Consider the following 18901-nt stretch of genomic DNA (forward strand, 5'->3'; position numbering starts at 1 on the left):
ATTATATTCTTTTGAGACACTTGATAGAGTTCTTCCATCTTCTAGGATTAGTTTAGCTATTTTTTCCTTAAATTCTTTACTATATTTTTTATTTGCCATTTATAACACCACTTTCTTAAATCTTATTATACTAGATTCTGCGAAACCAGTGTTACAACTTTAGTATATCACGTCATATGACAATTCTTTATAAAATAAAAGTTACTATGAATTTTATTAGTGACTCATAAATTTGCTAATATATTCTGTTTTCCAAGTCATCTTGTTATAATTCATACAAGTTCATCAATAAGAGCTACTAATAATTATTCAGGAGGTATTATCATGAAAGTAAATGCTTATTTGGAAATCACAATGAAAATCGACAATAATAATCGTCAAGCTGCTGCAAAGGTCTACACAGACTACAGAGGACCTTTCCTTAAAACAATCAAAGGTGCTTTAACAAAAGATCTTTTGATTCGTGATGAAGATGTTCAAGTTCTTCATGGTTTCGACAGCGTTGAAAATGCAAATGCTTACTTATCAAGTGAAATGTTCAAAAACGATGTATTTGTGGGATTGCAACCTCTATGGAATGCAGACCCAGAAGTAAAAATTTATATCATAGCTTAATAATTAAAAGCCATTCTATCATTGATAGCGTGGCTTTATTACTAACCTCTGCTGCAAATTGCCATCTATTGAATTGTTTTTGCATTACGTCTTATAAGCTGGCATTTTATATTTGTCTATGGGTAGACTATTTATATAATGCATGCTATATAAGTAGAAAGAGATGGTGTGTAAAATGCATATACTACATTGTTTTACATGGATTTGTGCAGCTTATAAATGGGGCGACTGGCAAAACTTTTGGCGTTATTATCCAACTATGCTGTTCTTTATCTTAGGTAATTTAATCCACAGTATAGTGTTTTATAACTTTAGTCAGTGGATTTATATTTCAACATATCTACCACATAATTTAGTTAATATAATTGCGGCTTTTACAATTTTCCCTAGTACCGTACTATTATTTAATCCTTACTTTCCAAAACAGTTAAGCAAAAAAGTAATATATGTATTAAAATGGGCTTGCTTATATACCTTCATAGAATTATTCTTCTATTCTATCGGTTTAGTTGTTTATTTTAATGGCTGGAATCTTTGGTGGTCTGCTTTACATAACTTATATCAGTTTCCCCTTATTAGATTACACGATACAAATCCAGCACTTGCTTGGTTGTTTTCTGCTGTAATTTTTATAGTTATAATATTTGTATTTAAGCCACCATTAAGCACTATAAAGTAACTCATGATATTTTAAATTAAAGGTTATTTCCTATAACCTTTAAAGCTTCTTTTGACATTTCTAGTGATTCTACTTCTATTTGACGTGAAAAAATATTCAAATTATGCCATTACCAAAAGTGAAGTGAAATATATATTTATTGTGCAAATCCATAAAATAGTTTTATACTCAATATCTAAAAAAGTAAGATTTTGAGCTAAAACTAGGAGGTAGCAATTATGAGCAAGTTAGAAAAAAAATTCCCGGAAGGTTTCTTATGGGGTGGAGCAGTTGCCGCAAATCAATGTGAAGGTGCATATAATGAGGATGGTAAAGGTTTATCAACACAGGATATAGCACCAAGAGGGATTACGGGGCCAATTACAGAGGAACCAACAGAGGATAATATGAAGCTAATAGGAATTGACTTTTATCATAGATATAAAGAAGATATTAAGCTATTTGCAGAGATGGGCTTTAAAGTCTTTAGAACGTCTATTGCATGGTCTAGGATATTTCCAAATGGTGATGATGCAGAGCCAAATGAGAAGGGTTTAAAATTCTATGATGATTTATTTGATGAATGTTTAAAACATGGAATTGAGCCGCTTATTACAATTTCTCACTACGAGACTCCACTTGCTCTTTCGAAGAATTATGATGGCTGGGTAAATCGTAAGCTAGTAGGGTTTTATGAAAATTATGTAAGAACAATCTTTGGTAGATATAAAGATAAAGTTAAGTATTGGCTTACTTTTAATGAAATTAATTCAGTATTACATGCACCTTATATGAGCGGTGGAATATTTACAGATAAGGAAAAGCTAACGAAGCAGGATTTATACCAGGCAATTCATCATGAATTAGTAGCAAGTGCTTTGGCAGTTAAAATTGGTCATGAAATGATGCCAGATGCAAAAATAGGATGTATGATCCTTGGTGTACCAAATTACCCATTAACTCCTCACCCAAGTGATGTACTAGAAGCAATGAGGCAGGATAGAGAAATTCTGTACTTTGCAGATGTTCAGGTAAGAGGAGCATATCCTAAGTATATGAATAGATATTTTAAAGAGAATAATATTAAGATTCATATGGAACCAGGAGATGAAGAGGTACTTAAAAATACAGTGGATTTTATTTCCTTTAGTTACTATATGAGCTCCTGTGCAACGGCAGACCCTGAGAAAAAGAAAGCCGGAAGCGGAGCAGGAAATATTATTTCCGGTGTTTCTAATCCATACCTTGAAGCATCAGAGTGGGGATGGCAAATAGATCCACAGGGCTTACGTTACATTCTTAATCTTTTTTATGATCGCTACCAAAAGCCATTATTTATTGTTGAAAATGGATTAGGTGCTGTTGATGAATTAGTGACAGATGAAAAGGGTAATAAAACAGTAATTGATGATTATAGAATTAAGTATCTAAATGATCATTTAGTTCAGGTAGCTGAAGCAATAAAAGATGGTGTTGAAGTGATGGGTTACACCACCTGGGGATGTATTGACCTTGTTAGTGCAACAACGGCAGAACTAAAAAAGAGGTATGGTTTCATATATGTAGACCGTAATGATGATGGAACAGGTACATTGGGGAGATATAGGAAAAAGAGCTTTTACTGGTATAAAAATATTATCGCCACAAATGGAGAAGCATTACAGTAAAAGAACATAAAAATAAATTGTTAACTGTTACTAATTAAGTTACCCAGATACAATACCTATGTAAGTATTGCATCTGGGTAATTTGTCACATTATAATATAGTTTATCGTTTTACTACATCAAAATTTTCTTCTATAAGAAGCCAGTTTTGTGGGAAGGAAAGACCTAATTTCCAATAGCTAACTCCTCGTAAACCTAGTTCCTTTACAAGATCAAATTTTGCTTGAATTGATCGAGCATCTTCAAACCACACTTTATGCTGTTTTCCTTGAGCATCGGTATAATCAAAATTAGGGGCTTGCGCTGTATAATCATATTTAATTGGAACATTATTTTCTGCTGCTAACTGAATAGCTTGCTGAGGACTGACTGCTCTTGCAAATTGTCCTCCAGGTACAAAAGGAAGTGTCCAATCGTATCCATATAAATTTTGCCCCATCATAATTTTAGAAGCAGGCATTTCAGTTAAAGCATATTCAATTACTTGTCTTACAGGACCTATTGGAGAAACAGGCATTGGTGGGCCGCCACTATATCCCCACTCATAAGTCATTAACACAACAAAGTCTGAAATTTGCCCATGAGCTTTATAATCGTGAGCTTCATACCAGCCACCTGTTTGAGTGGCACTTGTTTTTGGTGCTAGAGCTGTAGACATCAGGAATCCTTCTGCAGATAGTCTTGCTTTTGCCTTTCTTAAGAAGTTGTTATAGTTTTCTCTTAATTCAGGTGGCAAGAACTCCATATCAAAATGTATATCTCTAAAGTTATACTGTTTTGCTGTTGCAATGATATTATCAAGTAAGCGATTTTGTACTTCTGTGTTTGTCAGAACCACTCTTCCTAACTCTCTACTGAATTGTCCTTGTTCAAGATTAGTAACTACCATCATCAAGGTTGCATTATTAGCTCTGGCGATGGCAGGGAAGTTATCTAATGGAGGAGCTTCTAGGGAACCATCTCTTTTAATTCTAAAACTAAAAGGTGCTAGATATGTCAAAAATGGTGCTGTGCTTCGAGCTGACTGCTGCAATGCAGGGGCAACTGTTCCACCTATTGGTTCAACATAGGCATTTATTTCTGCACTTCTTCTAGGGCGTGGAGGAATATACAATCTAAATCCAACCTGAAGAGGTCTGGTAGGTGGAATTCCATTAATTTGTGCAAGTCTTTGATAGCTTATTCCAAATCTACGTGCAATACTGTACAAGCTATCTCCCGGTTGAACCCAATAGTACATTCCAACTATAGGAATTACTAACGTTTGCCCAACTACTAATTGATTAGGATTTGGAACTTCATTGGAACCTACAATTGCTGAAACTGTAGAATTATATATTCGGGCAATATCAAATATTGACTGTCCTGGTTGAACAACGTGAATCTGCATAATATCTCCTTCTTATAAAAATTATCCAATATCATTATATGAAGTAGAAGGAGAAGTGTACTAAAAAAATTTCATTAAATTATATTATAAAATACAGTAGGCAAAATTACTGAGCGGATTTTAATGATTTTTTGTAAAGTTTATTGATTAGTTACAGCCCCATAAAAGTCAAAGTTAATCTTTGCTTCCACATTAAAGTATGCATATTTATATAAATCCTTCCACTTAATAGATTTCCAGTACTTGTTCTCTTTTGTCCGTAATATTTCACCGAAGCCTACTGGGTCTGATCCTACTTGAGAAAGATGTTTTAAAAGTTTCATAACCAGATAAATTGATGGTAACATAACAAAGGGAACTAGTATAAAAACTGGTGTTCGAAGGAGCAGCGTAAGCCTTAGGAAGACTGAAAAAATACGGGCACTTGCAGCAGCAAATAAACTATAAGAAGAATGTTAACAGAGCCATTTGCTTTGATGTTATGTTATGTTATGCTTACCCTTCATCATTTCCACTCCTGAATTTATTTTTAATTCTAGTCATATAAGGTCGTTTTTTCATTTTCTTCAAGGGCAATCTTAATATACTATCCTTTAGACCATTTGTATCTAATGGGGAAAAAGGTTGAAAGTAAGGCTGACCTAGTGATTCTATTCTAGTTAAATGGGCAAAGGTTAAAGCGGTAGATACTACGATTCCGATAATACCAAAGATGGAGGCGGATATCATATAAACGAAACGTAAAATACGTATGGCCATTGCCATGTCCTGTGAGGGCAAAACGTAGGATGCAATTGCTGTAGCCGCCACTATAATAATTAATAGATTGCTTACTATACCTGCCTCTACTGCAGCTTGCCCAATGATTAAACCGGCAACTACACTAATGGAAGTACCAATGTATGTGGGAAGACGAATTGCCCCTTCTCTTACCATTTCAATTGTAAACTCTAAAATCAGTGCCTCTACAATAGGAGGAAAGGGCACCCTTGCTCTAGATTCTGCTAAAGGTATAAGCAGATCTAAAGGAACAGCATAGTAGTGGAAAGAAGTTATAGAAATATACATATATGGTAATAATATAGCAATAATAAGGGCTGCCATAGTCTTATCCGGTCTTTCTGTAGAAAGAACATGCATGCTACAGCAAAAGGAATCTGTTCGCAAACAAAGACTGTGTTTCCATCCATGAATACTCTCTATCACTTTAGTTGAATCGTAGAGAATAGTTGTTTCTCCGCAAGGTATATTATGAACATTAATTTCATTATTAATAATGCAGTAACTGTGTTAGCATAAGTAGGATAATCCTTAAATATAATTTTTTAACAGGAAAACTCTAGTTCATAGGGAAGCTTCACATTAGGATATAAATCTATGATAGAGGAGGAGATTAGGATTATGAAAAGTGAAAAGGAAAAAATGCTGGCAGGTGACTTTTATAATGCTGGGGATGAAGAATTGGTTAAAGAAAGAGATTTTGCAAGAGATTTAACCTTTCAATTTAACTACACAAAGCCAAGTGAAAAAGAGAGAAGGCAAGAGCTTTTAAAGCAGTTGAGTGTAGCTAAGGATATACCTGATAACGTAATTGCCGCAGGGAATCCATGCAGGGTTATTAGAAGCCTTTAGTACTTTGTAATGCTTATAGGTTAACTATTGAATTTTAGTGATGTGTAAGGTCTATATCAAGGTTATAGTAAGCTGTAATTTATTGATAATGCAAATTACAGCTTATTTACTATTGACATATACAGTTCGACGATATACAATACAACTATATAGTTAAACTGTATAGTTCGGTTGTATATAAGGAGATGGAGGATAAAATGAATCTAACAAAGTTTTTACCACTAACGGAAACTACCTTTTACATTATGTTAGCGTTGAAAGAGGCAGCACATGGGTATGCTGTAATGCAAAAAGTAGAAAGTTTGAGTGACGGTAAAGTTAGGATTGCTGCGGGAACTATGTACGGTGCCCTTGATAACCTTACAAAACAAAAGTTGATTGAATCAGTAAAATCAGAGGACTCTCGAAGAAAGGTTTACAAGCTTACAGATATGGGCAATGAGGTTTTACAGCTTGAGACAATGAGATTAAGGCACATTATTAAAATAGCAGAAGAATTTGGTTTTTAGGAGGGAAAAAAATGAAACAGTTTAAGGTTTTTGCTGATTTTGAACAGGAAGAACAATACCTAAATGACATGGCGCAAAAAGGATTTGAATTTGTAAAACGTTCTTCTTTAGGACTATATCATTTTAAAAAATCTGATTCAAAGAATAGATGTTATAAGGTAGACTACCGTATTTTTAATAAAAAATCAGATTTTTTGGACTATATTTCAATATTTGAAGACAGCGGCTGGAAACACATTTACGGAACACAGGGGTCTGGTCAGCAATACTTTTTAAAACTATCTCAGCAAGCTATATCCGATATATTTTCAGATGAAGAATCAAGAGCAGAAAGGTATATTCGTTTACAAAAGAGGTGTTTAACATGGGTAGGGTCTCTAGTTTTAGCAGTAGTTGTGGTATTGATAAGCGTTAAGTTTAATTTATCAGAGCTATTCTTTTTAACACCTGGTCTGTGGCAAAAGGAAGGAAATGAATTTTGGAGAGCTTTCTGGTTTGAGTTTCCATTTATGCTTATGAGAGTTTTACCAGTTGCCTTCTGCGCAATAGGTGCTATTTTATACGGGTATTGGGCAAGAAAAGCAAAGAAGTCCTATGAAAAGTTTTTATCTTATAAGAAAAGCTAAACTTAATTAATATACCTCAAAGGAGGATCGAAACTATCTGCTTAGTTAGTTCTGATCCTCCTTTGAAGTATTTATAGTAGTTTTAGCCTTAAACTATTATGGAGAAAATATGTTGTTATCTAAGCTTTAAAAGCTTATTCTTTAATTGTTCTTCAATATTTTGCAATTCTGCTTCAGCCTCTTTACGTTTTTGACGTCCCTCTGTTTGTATACGAAGCACTTCATCAAGAGTTGAAATCAACGATTCATTTGTCTTGCGAAGAGTATCGATATCCACAATTCCACGCTCAGATTCTTTAGCTGTTTCTATAGTTGACATTTTAAGGGTTTCCGCATTCTTACGTAGAAGTTCGTTTGTCATATTTGTTACTTCACGTTGAACTTTAGCTGCATTACTAGAATGAGCAACTCCAAGAGCTAGCACAATTTGGCTCTTCCAAAGAGGAATGGTATTTACAATGGTAGATTGTATTTTCTCAGACATCAAAGAATCATTATTTTGAACTAAGCGAATCTGAGGAGCCATTTGAAGGGAAATCATTCTAGTTAGCTCCAAATCATGAACTTTTTTCTCAAAGCGGTTACAAAGGGCTACAAAATCATTTGTTGCCTGCGCATCCTCAGGAAGTCCACTAGCTTTTGCTCTTTCTACCAGTATAGGCAGTTCCTCTTTCTCCAATTTTGCAAGTTTTTTTCTTCCAGCTAAAATATACATGGAAAGCTCTTTAAAATATACCTTATTTATTTCATACATTTTATCAAGCATAGCAATATCTTTTAAAAGCTGTATCTGATGCTTTTCAAGGGTGGTACAAATTTTGTTTATGTTTCCTTCAACCTTCTCATATTTTGCCTTCATATTAGAAAGCTTCTGTGAAGTTTTCTTAAAGAAGCCTAAAAAGCCCTTTTTCTCATCTCCAGCATCAAAGTTTTTTAGCTCAACTACTACATTAGAGAGAATATCACCTATCTCACCTAATTCCTTAGTCCTTACATTATTTAAAGCAGTTTCGGAAAAGTCTGCAATTTTTTTCTGAGCACCTACTCCATATTGTAGAATTGAGTTGGAGCTAGTTATATCAATTTTGTTTACGAACTCATCAACCATCTTTTTTTCTTCTTCTGTTAAGTAACTATCATCAAGAACTTCTGATTCAGTATTTTCTTCTTTTACCTTAATTGTAGGAACCTCATCTTGAAAAGGTTCAAAGGTTAAGCTTGGCACTATATCACTATTTTCTTTAAATCCCTTCTCCATTTTCAAATTCCCCTTTCTCCTTTAATATTATTTTTTAAAATCATTCTTAGTCAGCCCTTCTTGAGTAAACAAGGTTTCAAGTACAGAAATATCTGTAGAAATATCTAAGGCCACTTCTCCAAATAAATCGTCTAAGAGCTTCTCAAAAGCCATATTTATAACATCTATGGATTTTTCAATTTCATTCTTTGCCTTCTTTATATTTTCTCCTTGAACGGGCTGATCATTTAGCTCCTTATATGCATTAACTAACTTTAAGGTTATAGGAAGGTAATGATTAGTGAATTTATTAACCTCCTGGAGCTTTTTAGGGTTATTCTCTACATAGTTAAATATCTGGCTTATAATATTTTGAAGTCTGTGTAATTTTAATCCGATTTCCTCTCTATTAATAGCATCACTGGTATTTTTTATCTGTTCAATATAGTCCTTTCCCAGCTCCAGTGCATATCTCAATTCTCTTTTTTCAGGATTATTTGTTTCTTTCTTTAACTCCTCTTGTCTTCTTAGTTCTTCTTCATTACGATGCTTAAGAGCCTCTTGCGAATTTAAATAGTTCTCGTAAACTTCATCATTTAGCAGGAAGTATGCTTCTTTATCATCAATATGTGCCTGTGGAAACATACCTAAATGAACCATATTTCTTAAATCCTTCACAACAAACTTAGGTTTCATTCTAACAGCAGAAGCTAATTTTTCTATGGAACAATAATTTTGATTGTCTAAGGCTTTTACATACCCTTTAAAACGCTTTACTTTTTTTCTTAAACTTATACCTCTTAGGGCTGAGACTAAACTCAATAGAAAAAAAGAAAAGATAATTCCTAAAGTAATAAAATTAGCTGTTGAAACTACAGTAAAGAAAGAGGTAAATATAGAATACATAGTTAACAAAGCTCCAAATACTCCGCAGCCTGCAAATCCCAATATCATATAGAGTATTCCTGATATACTTCCAGCTGGTCTTTTAGGAATATACCTTTGGATTTTATTTTTATCCTTTGAATATATACTGGTAACAGTTTTATATTTGTTGAGAGTTTTATTTTTAACTGTTTCATTAAAAAACTGTGAATTATTCTTTAAATTCTTTTTCGCCTCATTAAAAACACTCTCAGTTTTACTGTTTATATCCTCTTTTAATCCAGCAAAATCTATAGCGTTAAAGGCATTTTTTAATGTATCTCTAATTTGGTCCTCTAAATCAGAAAAATCTCTTTTTCTCATAACAATTCCTCCAAATTATTTTCTTATAGATTACTACAACTGTAATAATATTTTGGCTCTATTATATATCATTCTTTTATAAATTACAATTTGTAACAACTTCCTAGTGAGATTAATCCAAGTTAACTAACTTTAATTGATGATTTTACATACAACAGTAAAATAGGAAAAATGTTGGTAATAATTGAAGGAAAATGCATAATTTTCTTGAATATATTCTATATAAAACTTTAAGGGGGAGAAACATGAAACAGGCAAAAAAAATTTTTTCACTATTTTTAGTTATTATTATGATGACATTTTCCTTAACGATTCCAGCCAAAGCAGCAGACAGCTATGCTGAGGTAGCGGCAACTGTTGTGGAAGTACAAAAATACGGTAATCTTACAATGGATATTAAACCTGAGGCATTATATAGTGCAGGCTACAAATTAGGTGATATTCTAAAAGTTACAGTAGGTGATAACGCACTTAAAATGCCATTTTGCACATCTTATAGTGATGTAGATACAGGAAGCCTGGTAGTACGTGATGACCAGGTAAATAAATCACTAATTGTGGCAATTAACATGGGCAATTTTTCTACCAAATATAATATAAAAGTAGGGGATAAAGTAACATTCTCCTTATCAGAAAAGGAAGGATATCTTTCAGAGTACCAACTTCATCAGTTAAAACGTACCAATGTACGCTCTGACTATGCAACAGATTCTATATTTGCAAATTTCCGCAATATAACAACTACTGGAATTAAGCCAGCTGTTTTATACAGAAGCAGCAGTCCTGTAAATAATGAGTTAAAGCGTGCTGCCTATTCTGATACACTAGCTAAGGCTGCAGGAGTAAAAACAGTGCTTAACTTAGCTGATTCAGATGAAGAAATAAAAGGTTATTTTGCATCAAAGGATTTTAATTCTGACTATTATAAGTCACTATATGATGCAGGCAAAGTTAAAGCCTTAGATATGGATGTTGATATTGCAGGAGAAGACTTCGGAAAAAAATTAGCTGAAGGACTCCGTTTCCTAAGCAAAAATGAGGGACCTTATCTTATTCACTGTACAGAAGGAAAAGACAGAGCAGGCTTTGTAAGTGCACTTCTAGAGTCTCTTATGGGTGCAAAGCTTGATGAAGTATCTGCAGATTACATGACTACTTACGAGAACTATTATAAAGTTAAAAAGGGCAGCGATCAGTATACATCAATAGCAAATAACAATATAGTTCAATCATTAACTACAGTTGTTTGCGGCTATAAAAAGGGCAGCGATATCTCAGCAGTTGACCTCTCAGCAGCTGCAGAAAAGTATCTAAAAAAATACGGTATGACTTCAAATGAGATTAAAGCTCTTAAGACAAAGCTTTCAGCTAATTCTATTTATAAAACTCCAAGTGCAGCAGGTTCAGTTACAGAGATAGAGAAATATGGACATGCATCAACTGATATTTTAATTAATGATTTCTATAAATTAGGCTTTAAAACAGGTGATATGGTAACAGTTATATTTGATAACGGTTTTGTAATGGAAGCACCATTTTTAGATGGTTACTATGTGGACAATGGAAAACCACTAGTGCGTGCATATCCAGGACAGACCAATATAGCAGTATGTATCAACTATGGAAAGCTCAATGAGGTAGCTAATGTAAAGGCTGGCAGTAAAGTAACAATTATGCTTAGCCGTCCAGAGGGATATCTGGCTCAGTACCAGATTCGTAAGCTAGCACGTACTAATGAACGTAAGGATTATTCCTCCGATGAGGTATTTGCTAACTTCCGTAACGTTACAATGGGTAATATTGCAAAAGGTGTACTTTATCGCAGCTCAAGTCCAATAAATAACGAACTTGGACGTGCTTCCTATGCGGACAAGCTTATTAAGGAAGCTAAAATAAATAGAGTTGTTAATCTTGCCGATTCAGCTGATAATATTAATAAATATCTTGAAGCAAAGGACTTTGCATCTCCATATTATGCAAGCCTTTACAAGAATAATCAAGTATTACCTCTAAATATGAGACTTGCATATGAAAGCAGTGAGTTTAAAGCAAGCATAATTAAAGCTATGGTATTTATGTCAGAGAATAAAGGACCTTATCTTTTCCATTGCACAGAAGGTAAGGATCGTACAGGCTTTTACGGAGCACTAGTAGGGGCTTTAATGGGTGCATCAAAGGATGAGATTGTTGAAGATTACATGGAAAGCTATATTAATTATTATGGTGTTAAAAAAGACACAGACCAATACAAACTAATTTCTGAAGATGTACTTGCAATGCTTAAAGTTATTGCAGACAACTCTGATTTAGACAAAGCAGACCTTGCAGCAAGTGCAAAGAACTATCTTCTATCAGGGGGTATGACAGATAAACAGATTGAGACATTAAAGGCTAATCTTTCTACAGAAGTTGCAGCTTCAGAAGGAAACAAGAACAATGACACAAGCAATAACAGTAGCAAAGAAGATAATAAAGTGGTAACTTATACTGTGGTTAAGGGAGATACTTTATGGAGTATAGCTAAGAAAAATCTCGGAGACGGCAAACGTTATATAGAGATTCGTAAGCTTAATGAGAACGCAGTTAAAAATGATAACATAATTTATGTTGGACAGAAATTAGTCCTTCCAAATAAGTAAAATTATTAAGAAAAACATAAAGATTATAAAACAGGACTTTGCATCATAGGCAAGGTCCTGTTTTATAACAGTTATATTACATGAAATATTATCTATACAGCTATTAATTGGGGGGAATTAATATGAAAATAGAGGATATAGCATTTAGTGCTCTTTTGGCAGTTGGGCTTATAACTCTAACATTTCGAGGCCTCATTAAGAAAAATTTAATAAAGCCAAGTAAAATTTCAAGGATATTTTATCAAGATGATGAAAGCTTTATTAATTATTGGGAAAAGGCACAAGAAAAAGGCATATTAAACTATATCATTAAAAAAATTATTTATATGACTATTACCTTCGGTATAATGAACGGTATTAGTGTATTGTATAAAAAACAAGCGCAAACAGTAACATTGTTTGAGTATTTGTCATTTTGTGTTATTGTAGGTTTACTAAGTTATGTATCCTGGAATGAAGACCAGAATAAGTATAACCAATTAAAAGAGAAAGAAAATATGGAAAATCACAATAAAAGTTAAGGTTAATAATTTGAAGTTGTTGGTATATAATATTTATAGTTTAGTAGATATTAGGTGGAGAAAGAATTTTATATAAGTTCATCTAATATAGTTTTTTAAAGAGATCAAGTAAAAGTAGTTGGTAAATAATTATTCAGCTCCTACTCGATTGTATCCAGCATAGGCAACAACTTGATGGTGAAAGTACTATGTGGGCTTGGTAGTGGAAAGCACTAGCCAATGGCAGTAGTACGTCTTAGAAGATTTACACAATTTGCTAATAGGAAGGTTTAAATAAAACTACAGTACAATTTGGTAACTCTTTTTTTAATTGTTCAATGTCGGGATAAATTCCCACATTATCCGATAAAAATAGTTGCTTTAAATTACTTAATTGTTTCAAAGAAGATATATCTGTTATCGGGTTTCCCTCTAAAGAAAGCCTATTTAAATTTAGTAGATTTTTAAGGACACTTATATTAGCAATCTGGTTTCCACTCAAATAGAGCTTATTCAAATTTTTTAGATCTTTAAGAATACTTATATCTGTAATTTGGTTCCCATTTAAGTAAAGTTCGTTTAAATTTACTAGATTCTTAATATCAGTTATATCATTCAATTTATTATTAGATAAATAAAGTACTTGCAAGCTAGTAAGTTCTTTTAATGCATCTATATCACTTATTTGGTTTCCAGTTAACGAAAGAGTTGTTAAATTATTTAAATTCTCAAGTTGGCTTATGTCACTTAATCCATTATTGTCTAATTCAAGTATTGTTAAATTGTTTAAATTACCTAATATTTTTATATCTTCTATTTTGGTCGATCCTATATTAAGTAATTTTAGCTTATATAGACATGTAATAGGGGTTATATCACTCAGATCTATATTATTAGATAGGTGAAGAATTTCTAAGTTAACTAAGTGCTTTAATGCTTCAATATTTGTAATATTATTTTGAGATAAATTTAATTCCCTTAAATTAGTTAACTTGTCAATTCCATTTAAATTATTTATTGAACTGTATCCAGCATCCAACTTAATAATATTTTTAACATCAGTACTATATATATCTCCACTTGGTTTGTTTATATTCTTTCGTATTACATTTTCTAGATTTTTATCAGTAAACGTAACAATAGAGTTATTGGATATTGTAGTCAATTTATTTTCAACCTCTTCACTTATCGAACTTTTTCCTCCAATTAAAATTAAGTTTTTATAATTAGTAGTATCTAAATAATTTTTTTGAGATGAAATATCTCTTCCATTTGTAAGTATAATTGGTGCATTTAATTTTGCTGCTAATGCGCTTCCACTTAAAGCATCGGGAAAATCTTCACCACTTGCAATTATTGCTGTATCTCCATTGATATTAAAATATTTGCATATATTTAAGGAAGTCTCATATCTATTTGCTCCACTAATTCTTATTATTTTACTATCTTCTAAGACGTTGATAATATTCTTTATATTATCAACTACGTTATCATTTATGGAACCTTGCCCTCCTATTATAAATACCTGGGATGGCTCAATATTTTTCAAAATTTTAGTTGCATTATCATTAAGTTTGTCTTTATTACTCATAATTAGTGGGTAACCTTTTATGGCTGATATACTTGAAGCACTCAAAGCATCGGCAAATTCAAAGCCATTGACTATAATAACAGGAGTTCCTTTTGCTACATCAGCATGATTTACAATTGAACTGTTGGTGCTAAATCTATCCATGCCACTTAACCTTATAGATTTATAACCTTTAGACAACTTTTCATATAGGCTATTTATTGAGCCATCTCCTCCCAATATATATATAATTCCTTCTGCCTGTAATCTAGATGTAAATCCCCAATTTTTATATTCTTCTGCTGTTTTACTCACTAATAAAATTGGGGCATCCAGTTTTTTAGAAAGTATAGATCCTGTTATAGCATCAGGAAAGTCCTCTCCACTTGCTACAATCATATTTTTAAAATTACTATTAAAAAAATTGTTAGCTATGTTTGCTGATGTGTCGTATCTATCAATCCCACCTATTCTGATTGTATTATAACTATTTTCAGCATGTACAATATAAAAATCTCCAGTTATAAACACTATAATACTAATTAATATTACTAATTTTCTCAATCAAATTCCCCCTATTTAATCCTTATAATTTAACATTATTTGCAATATGAGTAACATTATAACATAGGGTTTTATACATTAATAGTGACTGTTGTGTAAAAATAGTTCTTATGCGGATTAACCATATATAGCATTGTATCTAACAAAATAACAAAGGAGAAAATTTATAATTATTTAGTATCTAAAACTGATAACAAAGTAATGTCTAGTTGCAACTTTAAAGATAATTTTATAAGTGAAAATAATGGCTTTATATATATTATAGAAATAAAAATATGACATGGTGATATAGTGTATCAAAAGGAACTAAAGCAACTTAAAACTTATACCCCCTATGTTTTAAAGCATAAGGGGTATAAGTGATTTTAGTACATATTATTGTTATCTGAGATCCATTCAGTTAATAATAAATCTTGACGGCTGCACAAGTCGTTTTTTAAAGCATCTTTTCTCAACACTAAATATAGCTCAGCGTTTGTAGCGTTCTGATAAGGCATTACGAAAAGTACGCCTATTCCTAGGGCTAATACACCTAGCAAGTACCATCCAATAAAGGATAAATCTAATATAAACATATTAAATTTATGGCCTTTAGTCATCTCATTACTTAGAGCAATGGCTTCTCGAGCTCCAATGTTTGGATTGTCAGCAAGAATATAGGGTACCATTCTGTAGGCATAGGATTTAATGATTCCAGGTATGATTAATAGCAGAGTCCAAAGGAAGATAAAAACCTTAGTTAAAAACATTGTCTTAACTATACCCATATAATTTTGCCTATTAAATCCAAAACTAAAGCATTTTTTATTATCCTTATATTCAGCAGACTTAATAAAATATCTCTGGCCGCCTACTTCTAAACTATAACCAATAAAAATACGAAGAGCTATTGTTACTGCAAGGATAATTAGTATAATTGATACAAATTCCCAAAGCATAAAGCCGCTATTATGGAAGTTTGAATAAATAGAGTCACTAGAGTTTCTAGAGTGAGAACCACTTCCGCCTCCCCAATTGTTACCTCCTGCTAGGGCAATAACTATACTAACTCCAAATGCACCCCAATAGGATTTTTTTAAAACTGCCTTAGCTTTATCTTTTAATTCTTTTCTAGACCACATAAAATCTATCTCCTATCTAAATTATTAATCTACTTCAAAAATCACGCTGTAAAACTTATCGAATTAAGAAGTTGTTATAAATATATAATAAGTTATTTAATACTATATATCAAGTTGCTCAAATGCACATATTTGCCCTTAGTAATTAATTATACCTTTCAAACAAGGATAGCCTTTCTGCTGCATTTAATTGCTTGTTTTTTCTCATGATTTTTAAGTTAAATAAAACTATTAGCATATTAAATAAATATGCTATTTACCACAAAAGCATCACTAATTCTTTAAATAGACTGTATCAACTGTAACATTATATTTAAATAAGATTATACTAAAGAGACACATATTGTCTCATTATGATGCTTGATATATACATAATGATGAAAAATGAGTAAAAAAAGGGTAGTAGAGGAATTAAAATACACATAAAAATATAAAAATAGACATAAAATATTAACTAAAATTCTACAAAAAATTCACATTTCATGATAAAATTATTTTTAAAGAATAGATAACTTTAACAATTGAGTATATTTTTCGAAAAATGGGAAAAGGGGAATGATACGCATTAGATATCGTAATTGTAGATGATAGGATTGCTAAAAAATAAGACGAAAAGTTTCTTTTATTATTGTTATAGGTAAAGAAGAATGTGCTTACAAGGATTTACAAAAGGAGATTGTGGATTATATTTTAGAGGAGTTATGAACTGAAGAAATTAAAAGAACACTAAAAAAGTTAAAGCAGTATAAGATTTAGCTAGGATAAAGCTAACTCGTATTATTAGTCAAAATTGAAGCTTTTAAAATATTTTGGGAGCAATTAGAGCTATACGCTTAGAAGGAGAAAATATATGAAGAGTAAAAGAATATTGTGTGCATTAGCATTTGCTGCAGTAATATCTCAAGGAGTTTTATTAAGTACAACACAGGTACAGGCATCATCGGTAAATACAGTTTCAACACATAGGTTAGCAGGAGAAAGCAGATATGAAACATCTATAGCAATATCGCAGGGAGGATGGGATAAAGCAGATACCGTAATAATCACAAGTGGAGAGAAATTTGCAGATGCATTATGTGCAGGACCTTTAGCGCAGGAGTACGATGCACCAATTCTGTTAACACCATCAAGTTACATAAGTGAAAACACTATAAATGAGTTAGCTAGACTACAAGCAAAAAATATTATATTAGTTGGTGGTACAGCTTCAATTTCTACAAATGTAGAAGACAAACTAAAAGCAGTTGGGTACACAAATATTGATAGAATTGGTGGAAAAGATAGATATGAAACTTCCATAATGATAGCTGAAAAATTAGACAAGACAGATAAAGTAGTCATAGCCTCAGGTGAAAATTTTCCTGATGCTTTATCAATATCTGCGGTAGCTTCTAAGTTGGGAATGCCTATATTATTATCACCTACAAGCAATTTATCGGAATATGCAAAAGAATTTATAGAAAACAATAATATCAAGGAAACCTATATAATTGGTGGAGAAGGGGTTCTATCAGCACTAATAGAAAAAGAAGTTCCATCACCAGTAAGACTAGGTGGGGATAACAGATACGGTACTAATCTTGCGGTTATAAAGTACTTTGAAAAAGATTTGAATTTTGACAACGTTTATCTGACTTTAGGTGAGGGACCGACTGGAGACGAATTCGCAGATGCTCTATCAGGAGCAGCTTTAGCTGGAAATAAGTCAGCGCCTATATTGATGACAAATGGGTCCATAGATAATGGTATAAATACATTTGTAAAATCAAAATTGAATCTTAATACAAAGGCAATTGCATTAGGTGGGCAAGCTGTAGTACCTGATACACTAATAAAAACCATTATGGATGAAAAAACAGTTGTGCCTGTAGTTAAGACTTATGATAAGGCAGGAACTTATTCAGGGGGAGAAATAAGTGGTTCGGTGACAATAAGTGCATCTGATGTATATTTAAAAAATACAACTATCAAAGGTGATTTGTTAATAGCTTCTACTGTAAATGATGGTAATATTGACTTAGATAACGTAATTGTAACAGGAAAAACTATTATTAATGGTGGAGGAGCAAATAGTGTTCATTATCACAATGGAAATGCTGGGAATATACACTTAGACAAGCCTATAGGTGAAGAAACAAGAGTAATTATAGATGAAAATGCTAGTATTGATTCAATACTGGTTGAATCTAATGGAATATTAGATGAAACTAACGCAACAAAACCAGGAAATGTAACAATACAACAAAATTCAACCTTAAAACTAATTGGTAAATTTGACAATGTTGAAGTAAAGGGACAAGGTGCCAATGTAACTGCAGAGAATGCTACTATAGGTGCATTGAGAGTTACAGATTCAGCTAAAAATTCCTCAATAAACATTGGGAAAAATTCGTCAGTACAAACAATATCAGCTAAGAGTGATGTAGCTATTGCAGGTGAAGGGCAAATAGGCAAGGTGTCCATAGAATCAGCAAGCATAAATGTAAAAGTTCAAGCAACTAATGTAAGCTCACTAGAGGTTACTAAAGATGCTAAAGGATCAATGATAAATATAGACGAAAATGCTAAGGTAAATACACTTACACTGAATGCAGCGGCAGATATAAAAGGTAAGGGAGAAATAAAAAATGCATCTGTAAATGCAGAAGGTACAACCTTAGAGCAAAAACCAAGTAACTTAAATATTGGAAAAGGAATTTCATCAACAGTAGGTGGAAACAAGGAAACAGGCACAGCTGCTAGCGGGGGAAGTTCTGGTGGAGGAAATTCCGGTGGAGGATCTTCACACTCAGAATTAGCAATAATAAGTGTGGCAGCAATAAGTGACATAAATGTACCAAATGGAACTGAGGCCAGTGCAATAGGTTTGCCAAGTGCAGTGCAAGTAACCTTAAGCAATAATAGTACTGTAAATGCAAATGTAACA

The 18901-nt window shown here is 32.5% G+C and carries 17 protein-coding genes; 9 read left to right on the forward strand and 8 right to left on the reverse strand.

The features are described 5' to 3' along the window. Positions 1-99: transposase (locus P8V03_RS19235; protein ID WP_428978990.1), on the reverse strand; the 99-nt coding region annotated here is incomplete at its 3' end. 225 nt (positions 100-324) lie between these two features. Between P8V03_RS19235 and P8V03_RS18125 the strand changes: the two genes are divergently transcribed. The 3 genes from P8V03_RS18125 (at position 325) to P8V03_RS18130 (ending at position 2940) form a co-directional block, all read left to right on the forward strand. Then, positions 325-615, forward strand: coding sequence for a hypothetical protein (locus P8V03_RS18125; protein WP_261670006.1), 291 nt, complete (start codon positions 325-327; stop codon positions 613-615). A 175-nt stretch (positions 616-790) separates the two neighbouring features. Beyond that, complete coding sequence (locus tag P8V03_RS19240; protein ID WP_396125065.1) at positions 791-1294, forward strand: CBO0543 family protein; 504 nt, start codon at positions 791-793, stop codon at positions 1292-1294. A 218-nt stretch (positions 1295-1512) separates the two neighbouring features. Next, complete coding sequence (locus tag P8V03_RS18130) at positions 1513-2940, forward strand: glycoside hydrolase family 1 protein (RefSeq protein WP_318799241.1); 1428 nt, start codon at positions 1513-1515, stop codon at positions 2938-2940. Positions 2941-3042: 102 nt separating this feature from the next. Here P8V03_RS18130 and P8V03_RS18135 read toward each other — a convergent pair whose 3' ends face one another. From P8V03_RS18135 to P8V03_RS18145, 3 genes are all read right to left on the reverse strand, one after another. Further along, entirely contained in the window at positions 3043-4329 is a 1287-nt protein-coding gene (locus P8V03_RS18135) for a glycoside hydrolase family 18 protein (RefSeq protein ID WP_318799242.1), read from the reverse strand. Positions 4330-4469: 140 nt separating this feature from the next. Further along, the gene (locus P8V03_RS18140) at positions 4470-4676 is read right to left on the reverse strand and encodes a Ger(x)C family spore germination C-terminal domain-containing protein (RefSeq protein WP_318799243.1); all 207 of its coding nucleotides are present in this window, start codon (positions 4674-4676) and stop codon (positions 4470-4472) included. A 148-nt stretch (positions 4677-4824) separates the two neighbouring features. Beyond that, on the reverse strand, positions 4825-5433 hold the full coding sequence (locus P8V03_RS18145; RefSeq protein ID WP_318799244.1) for a spore germination protein: 609 nt from the start codon (positions 5431-5433) through the stop codon (positions 4825-4827). 297 nt (positions 5434-5730) lie between these two features. On the opposite strand from P8V03_RS18145, the gene P8V03_RS18150 reads away from it, so the two are divergent. The 3 genes from P8V03_RS18150 (at position 5731) to P8V03_RS18160 (ending at position 7096) form a co-directional block, all read left to right on the forward strand. Continuing rightward, the gene (locus P8V03_RS18150) at positions 5731-5961 is read left to right on the forward strand and encodes a maltose acetyltransferase domain-containing protein (protein ID WP_318799245.1); all 231 of its coding nucleotides are present in this window, start codon (positions 5731-5733) and stop codon (positions 5959-5961) included. Between the two features lie 197 nt (positions 5962-6158). Further along, positions 6159-6470: a PadR family transcriptional regulator gene (locus P8V03_RS18155; RefSeq protein WP_261669749.1), complete on the forward strand. Its 312-nt coding sequence runs from the start codon at positions 6159-6161 to the stop codon at positions 6468-6470. A gap of 11 nt (positions 6471-6481) precedes the next feature. After that, entirely contained in the window at positions 6482-7096 is a 615-nt protein-coding gene (locus P8V03_RS18160) for a DUF2812 domain-containing protein (protein WP_318799246.1), read from the forward strand. Positions 7097-7211: 115 nt separating this feature from the next. Here the strand turns inward: P8V03_RS18160 and P8V03_RS18165 are convergent, their stop codons facing one another. Together P8V03_RS18165 and P8V03_RS18170 are read right to left on the reverse strand one after the other, a co-directional pair. Then, positions 7212-8354, reverse strand: a complete 1143-nt coding sequence (locus P8V03_RS18165; RefSeq protein WP_318799247.1) for a toxic anion resistance protein — start codon at positions 8352-8354, stop codon at positions 7212-7214. A 27-nt stretch (positions 8355-8381) separates the two neighbouring features. Then, positions 8382-9581 carry a 5-bromo-4-chloroindolyl phosphate hydrolysis family protein gene (locus P8V03_RS18170; RefSeq protein WP_318799248.1) on the reverse strand — a complete coding sequence of 400 codons (1200 nt, stop codon included), beginning with the start codon at positions 9579-9581 and terminating at the stop codon, positions 8382-8384. 245 nt (positions 9582-9826) lie between these two features. Between P8V03_RS18170 and P8V03_RS18175 the strand changes: the two genes are divergently transcribed. Both P8V03_RS18175 and P8V03_RS18180 read left to right on the forward strand, forming a co-directional pair. Further along, positions 9827-12220, forward strand: a complete 2394-nt coding sequence (locus P8V03_RS18175; RefSeq protein ID WP_318799249.1) for a tyrosine-protein phosphatase — start codon at positions 9827-9829, stop codon at positions 12218-12220. A 122-nt stretch (positions 12221-12342) separates the two neighbouring features. Continuing rightward, complete coding sequence (locus tag P8V03_RS18180) at positions 12343-12741, forward strand: hypothetical protein (RefSeq protein WP_318799250.1); 399 nt, start codon at positions 12343-12345, stop codon at positions 12739-12741. Between the two features lie 256 nt (positions 12742-12997). Here the strand turns inward: P8V03_RS18180 and P8V03_RS18185 are convergent, their stop codons facing one another. Together P8V03_RS18185 and P8V03_RS18190 are read right to left on the reverse strand one after the other, a co-directional pair. Further along, positions 12998-14854: a cell wall-binding repeat-containing protein gene (locus P8V03_RS18185; protein WP_318799251.1), complete on the reverse strand. Its 1857-nt coding sequence runs from the start codon at positions 14852-14854 to the stop codon at positions 12998-13000. Between the two features lie 365 nt (positions 14855-15219). Further along, entirely contained in the window at positions 15220-15975 is a 756-nt protein-coding gene (locus P8V03_RS18190; protein WP_318799252.1) for a DUF975 family protein, read from the reverse strand. An 850-nt stretch (positions 15976-16825) separates the two neighbouring features. On the opposite strand from P8V03_RS18190, the gene P8V03_RS18195 reads away from it, so the two are divergent. Next, on the forward strand, positions 16826-18901 hold a 2076-nt coding region (locus P8V03_RS18195; protein ID WP_318799253.1), incomplete at its 3' end, for a cell wall-binding repeat-containing protein.

Source organism: Clostridium tanneri (assembly GCF_033659955.1).
Classification (GTDB): domain Bacteria; phylum Bacillota; class Clostridia; order Clostridiales; family Clostridiaceae; genus Clostridium_AM; species Clostridium_AM tanneri.

Bases quoted from the DNA above. Each gene is read 5' to 3' on its own strand.
- P8V03_RS18125 (WP_261670006.1), top strand. From the start codon at position 325: ATGAAAGTAAATGCTTATTTGGAAATCACAATGAAAATCGACAATAAT.
- P8V03_RS19240 (WP_396125065.1), top strand. From the start codon at position 791: ATGCATATACTACATTGTTTTACATGGATTTGTGCAGCTTATAAATGG.
- P8V03_RS18130 (WP_318799241.1), top strand. From the start codon at position 1,513: ATGAGCAAGTTAGAAAAAAAATTCCCGGAAGGTTTCTTATGGGGTGGA.
- P8V03_RS18135 (WP_318799242.1), bottom strand. From the start codon at position 4,329: ATGCAGATTCACGTTGTTCAACCAGGACAGTCAATATTTGATATTGCC.
- P8V03_RS18140 (WP_318799243.1), bottom strand. From the start codon at position 4,676: ATGTTACCATCAATTTATCTGGTTATGAAACTTTTAAAACATCTTTCT.
- P8V03_RS18145 (WP_318799244.1), bottom strand. From the start codon at position 5,433: ATGGCAGCCCTTATTATTGCTATATTATTACCATATATGTATATTTCT.
- P8V03_RS18150 (WP_318799245.1), top strand. From the start codon at position 5,731: ATGAAAAGTGAAAAGGAAAAAATGCTGGCAGGTGACTTTTATAATGCT.
- P8V03_RS18155 (WP_261669749.1), top strand. From the start codon at position 6,159: ATGAATCTAACAAAGTTTTTACCACTAACGGAAACTACCTTTTACATT.
- P8V03_RS18160 (WP_318799246.1), top strand. From the start codon at position 6,482: ATGAAACAGTTTAAGGTTTTTGCTGATTTTGAACAGGAAGAACAATAC.
- P8V03_RS18165 (WP_318799247.1), bottom strand. From the start codon at position 8,354: ATGGAGAAGGGATTTAAAGAAAATAGTGATATAGTGCCAAGCTTAACC.
- P8V03_RS18170 (WP_318799248.1), bottom strand. From the start codon at position 9,581: ATGAGAAAAAGAGATTTTTCTGATTTAGAGGACCAAATTAGAGATACA.
- P8V03_RS18175 (WP_318799249.1), top strand. From the start codon at position 9,827: ATGAAACAGGCAAAAAAAATTTTTTCACTATTTTTAGTTATTATTATG.
- P8V03_RS18180 (WP_318799250.1), top strand. From the start codon at position 12,343: ATGAAAATAGAGGATATAGCATTTAGTGCTCTTTTGGCAGTTGGGCTT.
- P8V03_RS18190 (WP_318799252.1), bottom strand. From the start codon at position 15,975: ATGTGGTCTAGAAAAGAATTAAAAGATAAAGCTAAGGCAGTTTTAAAA.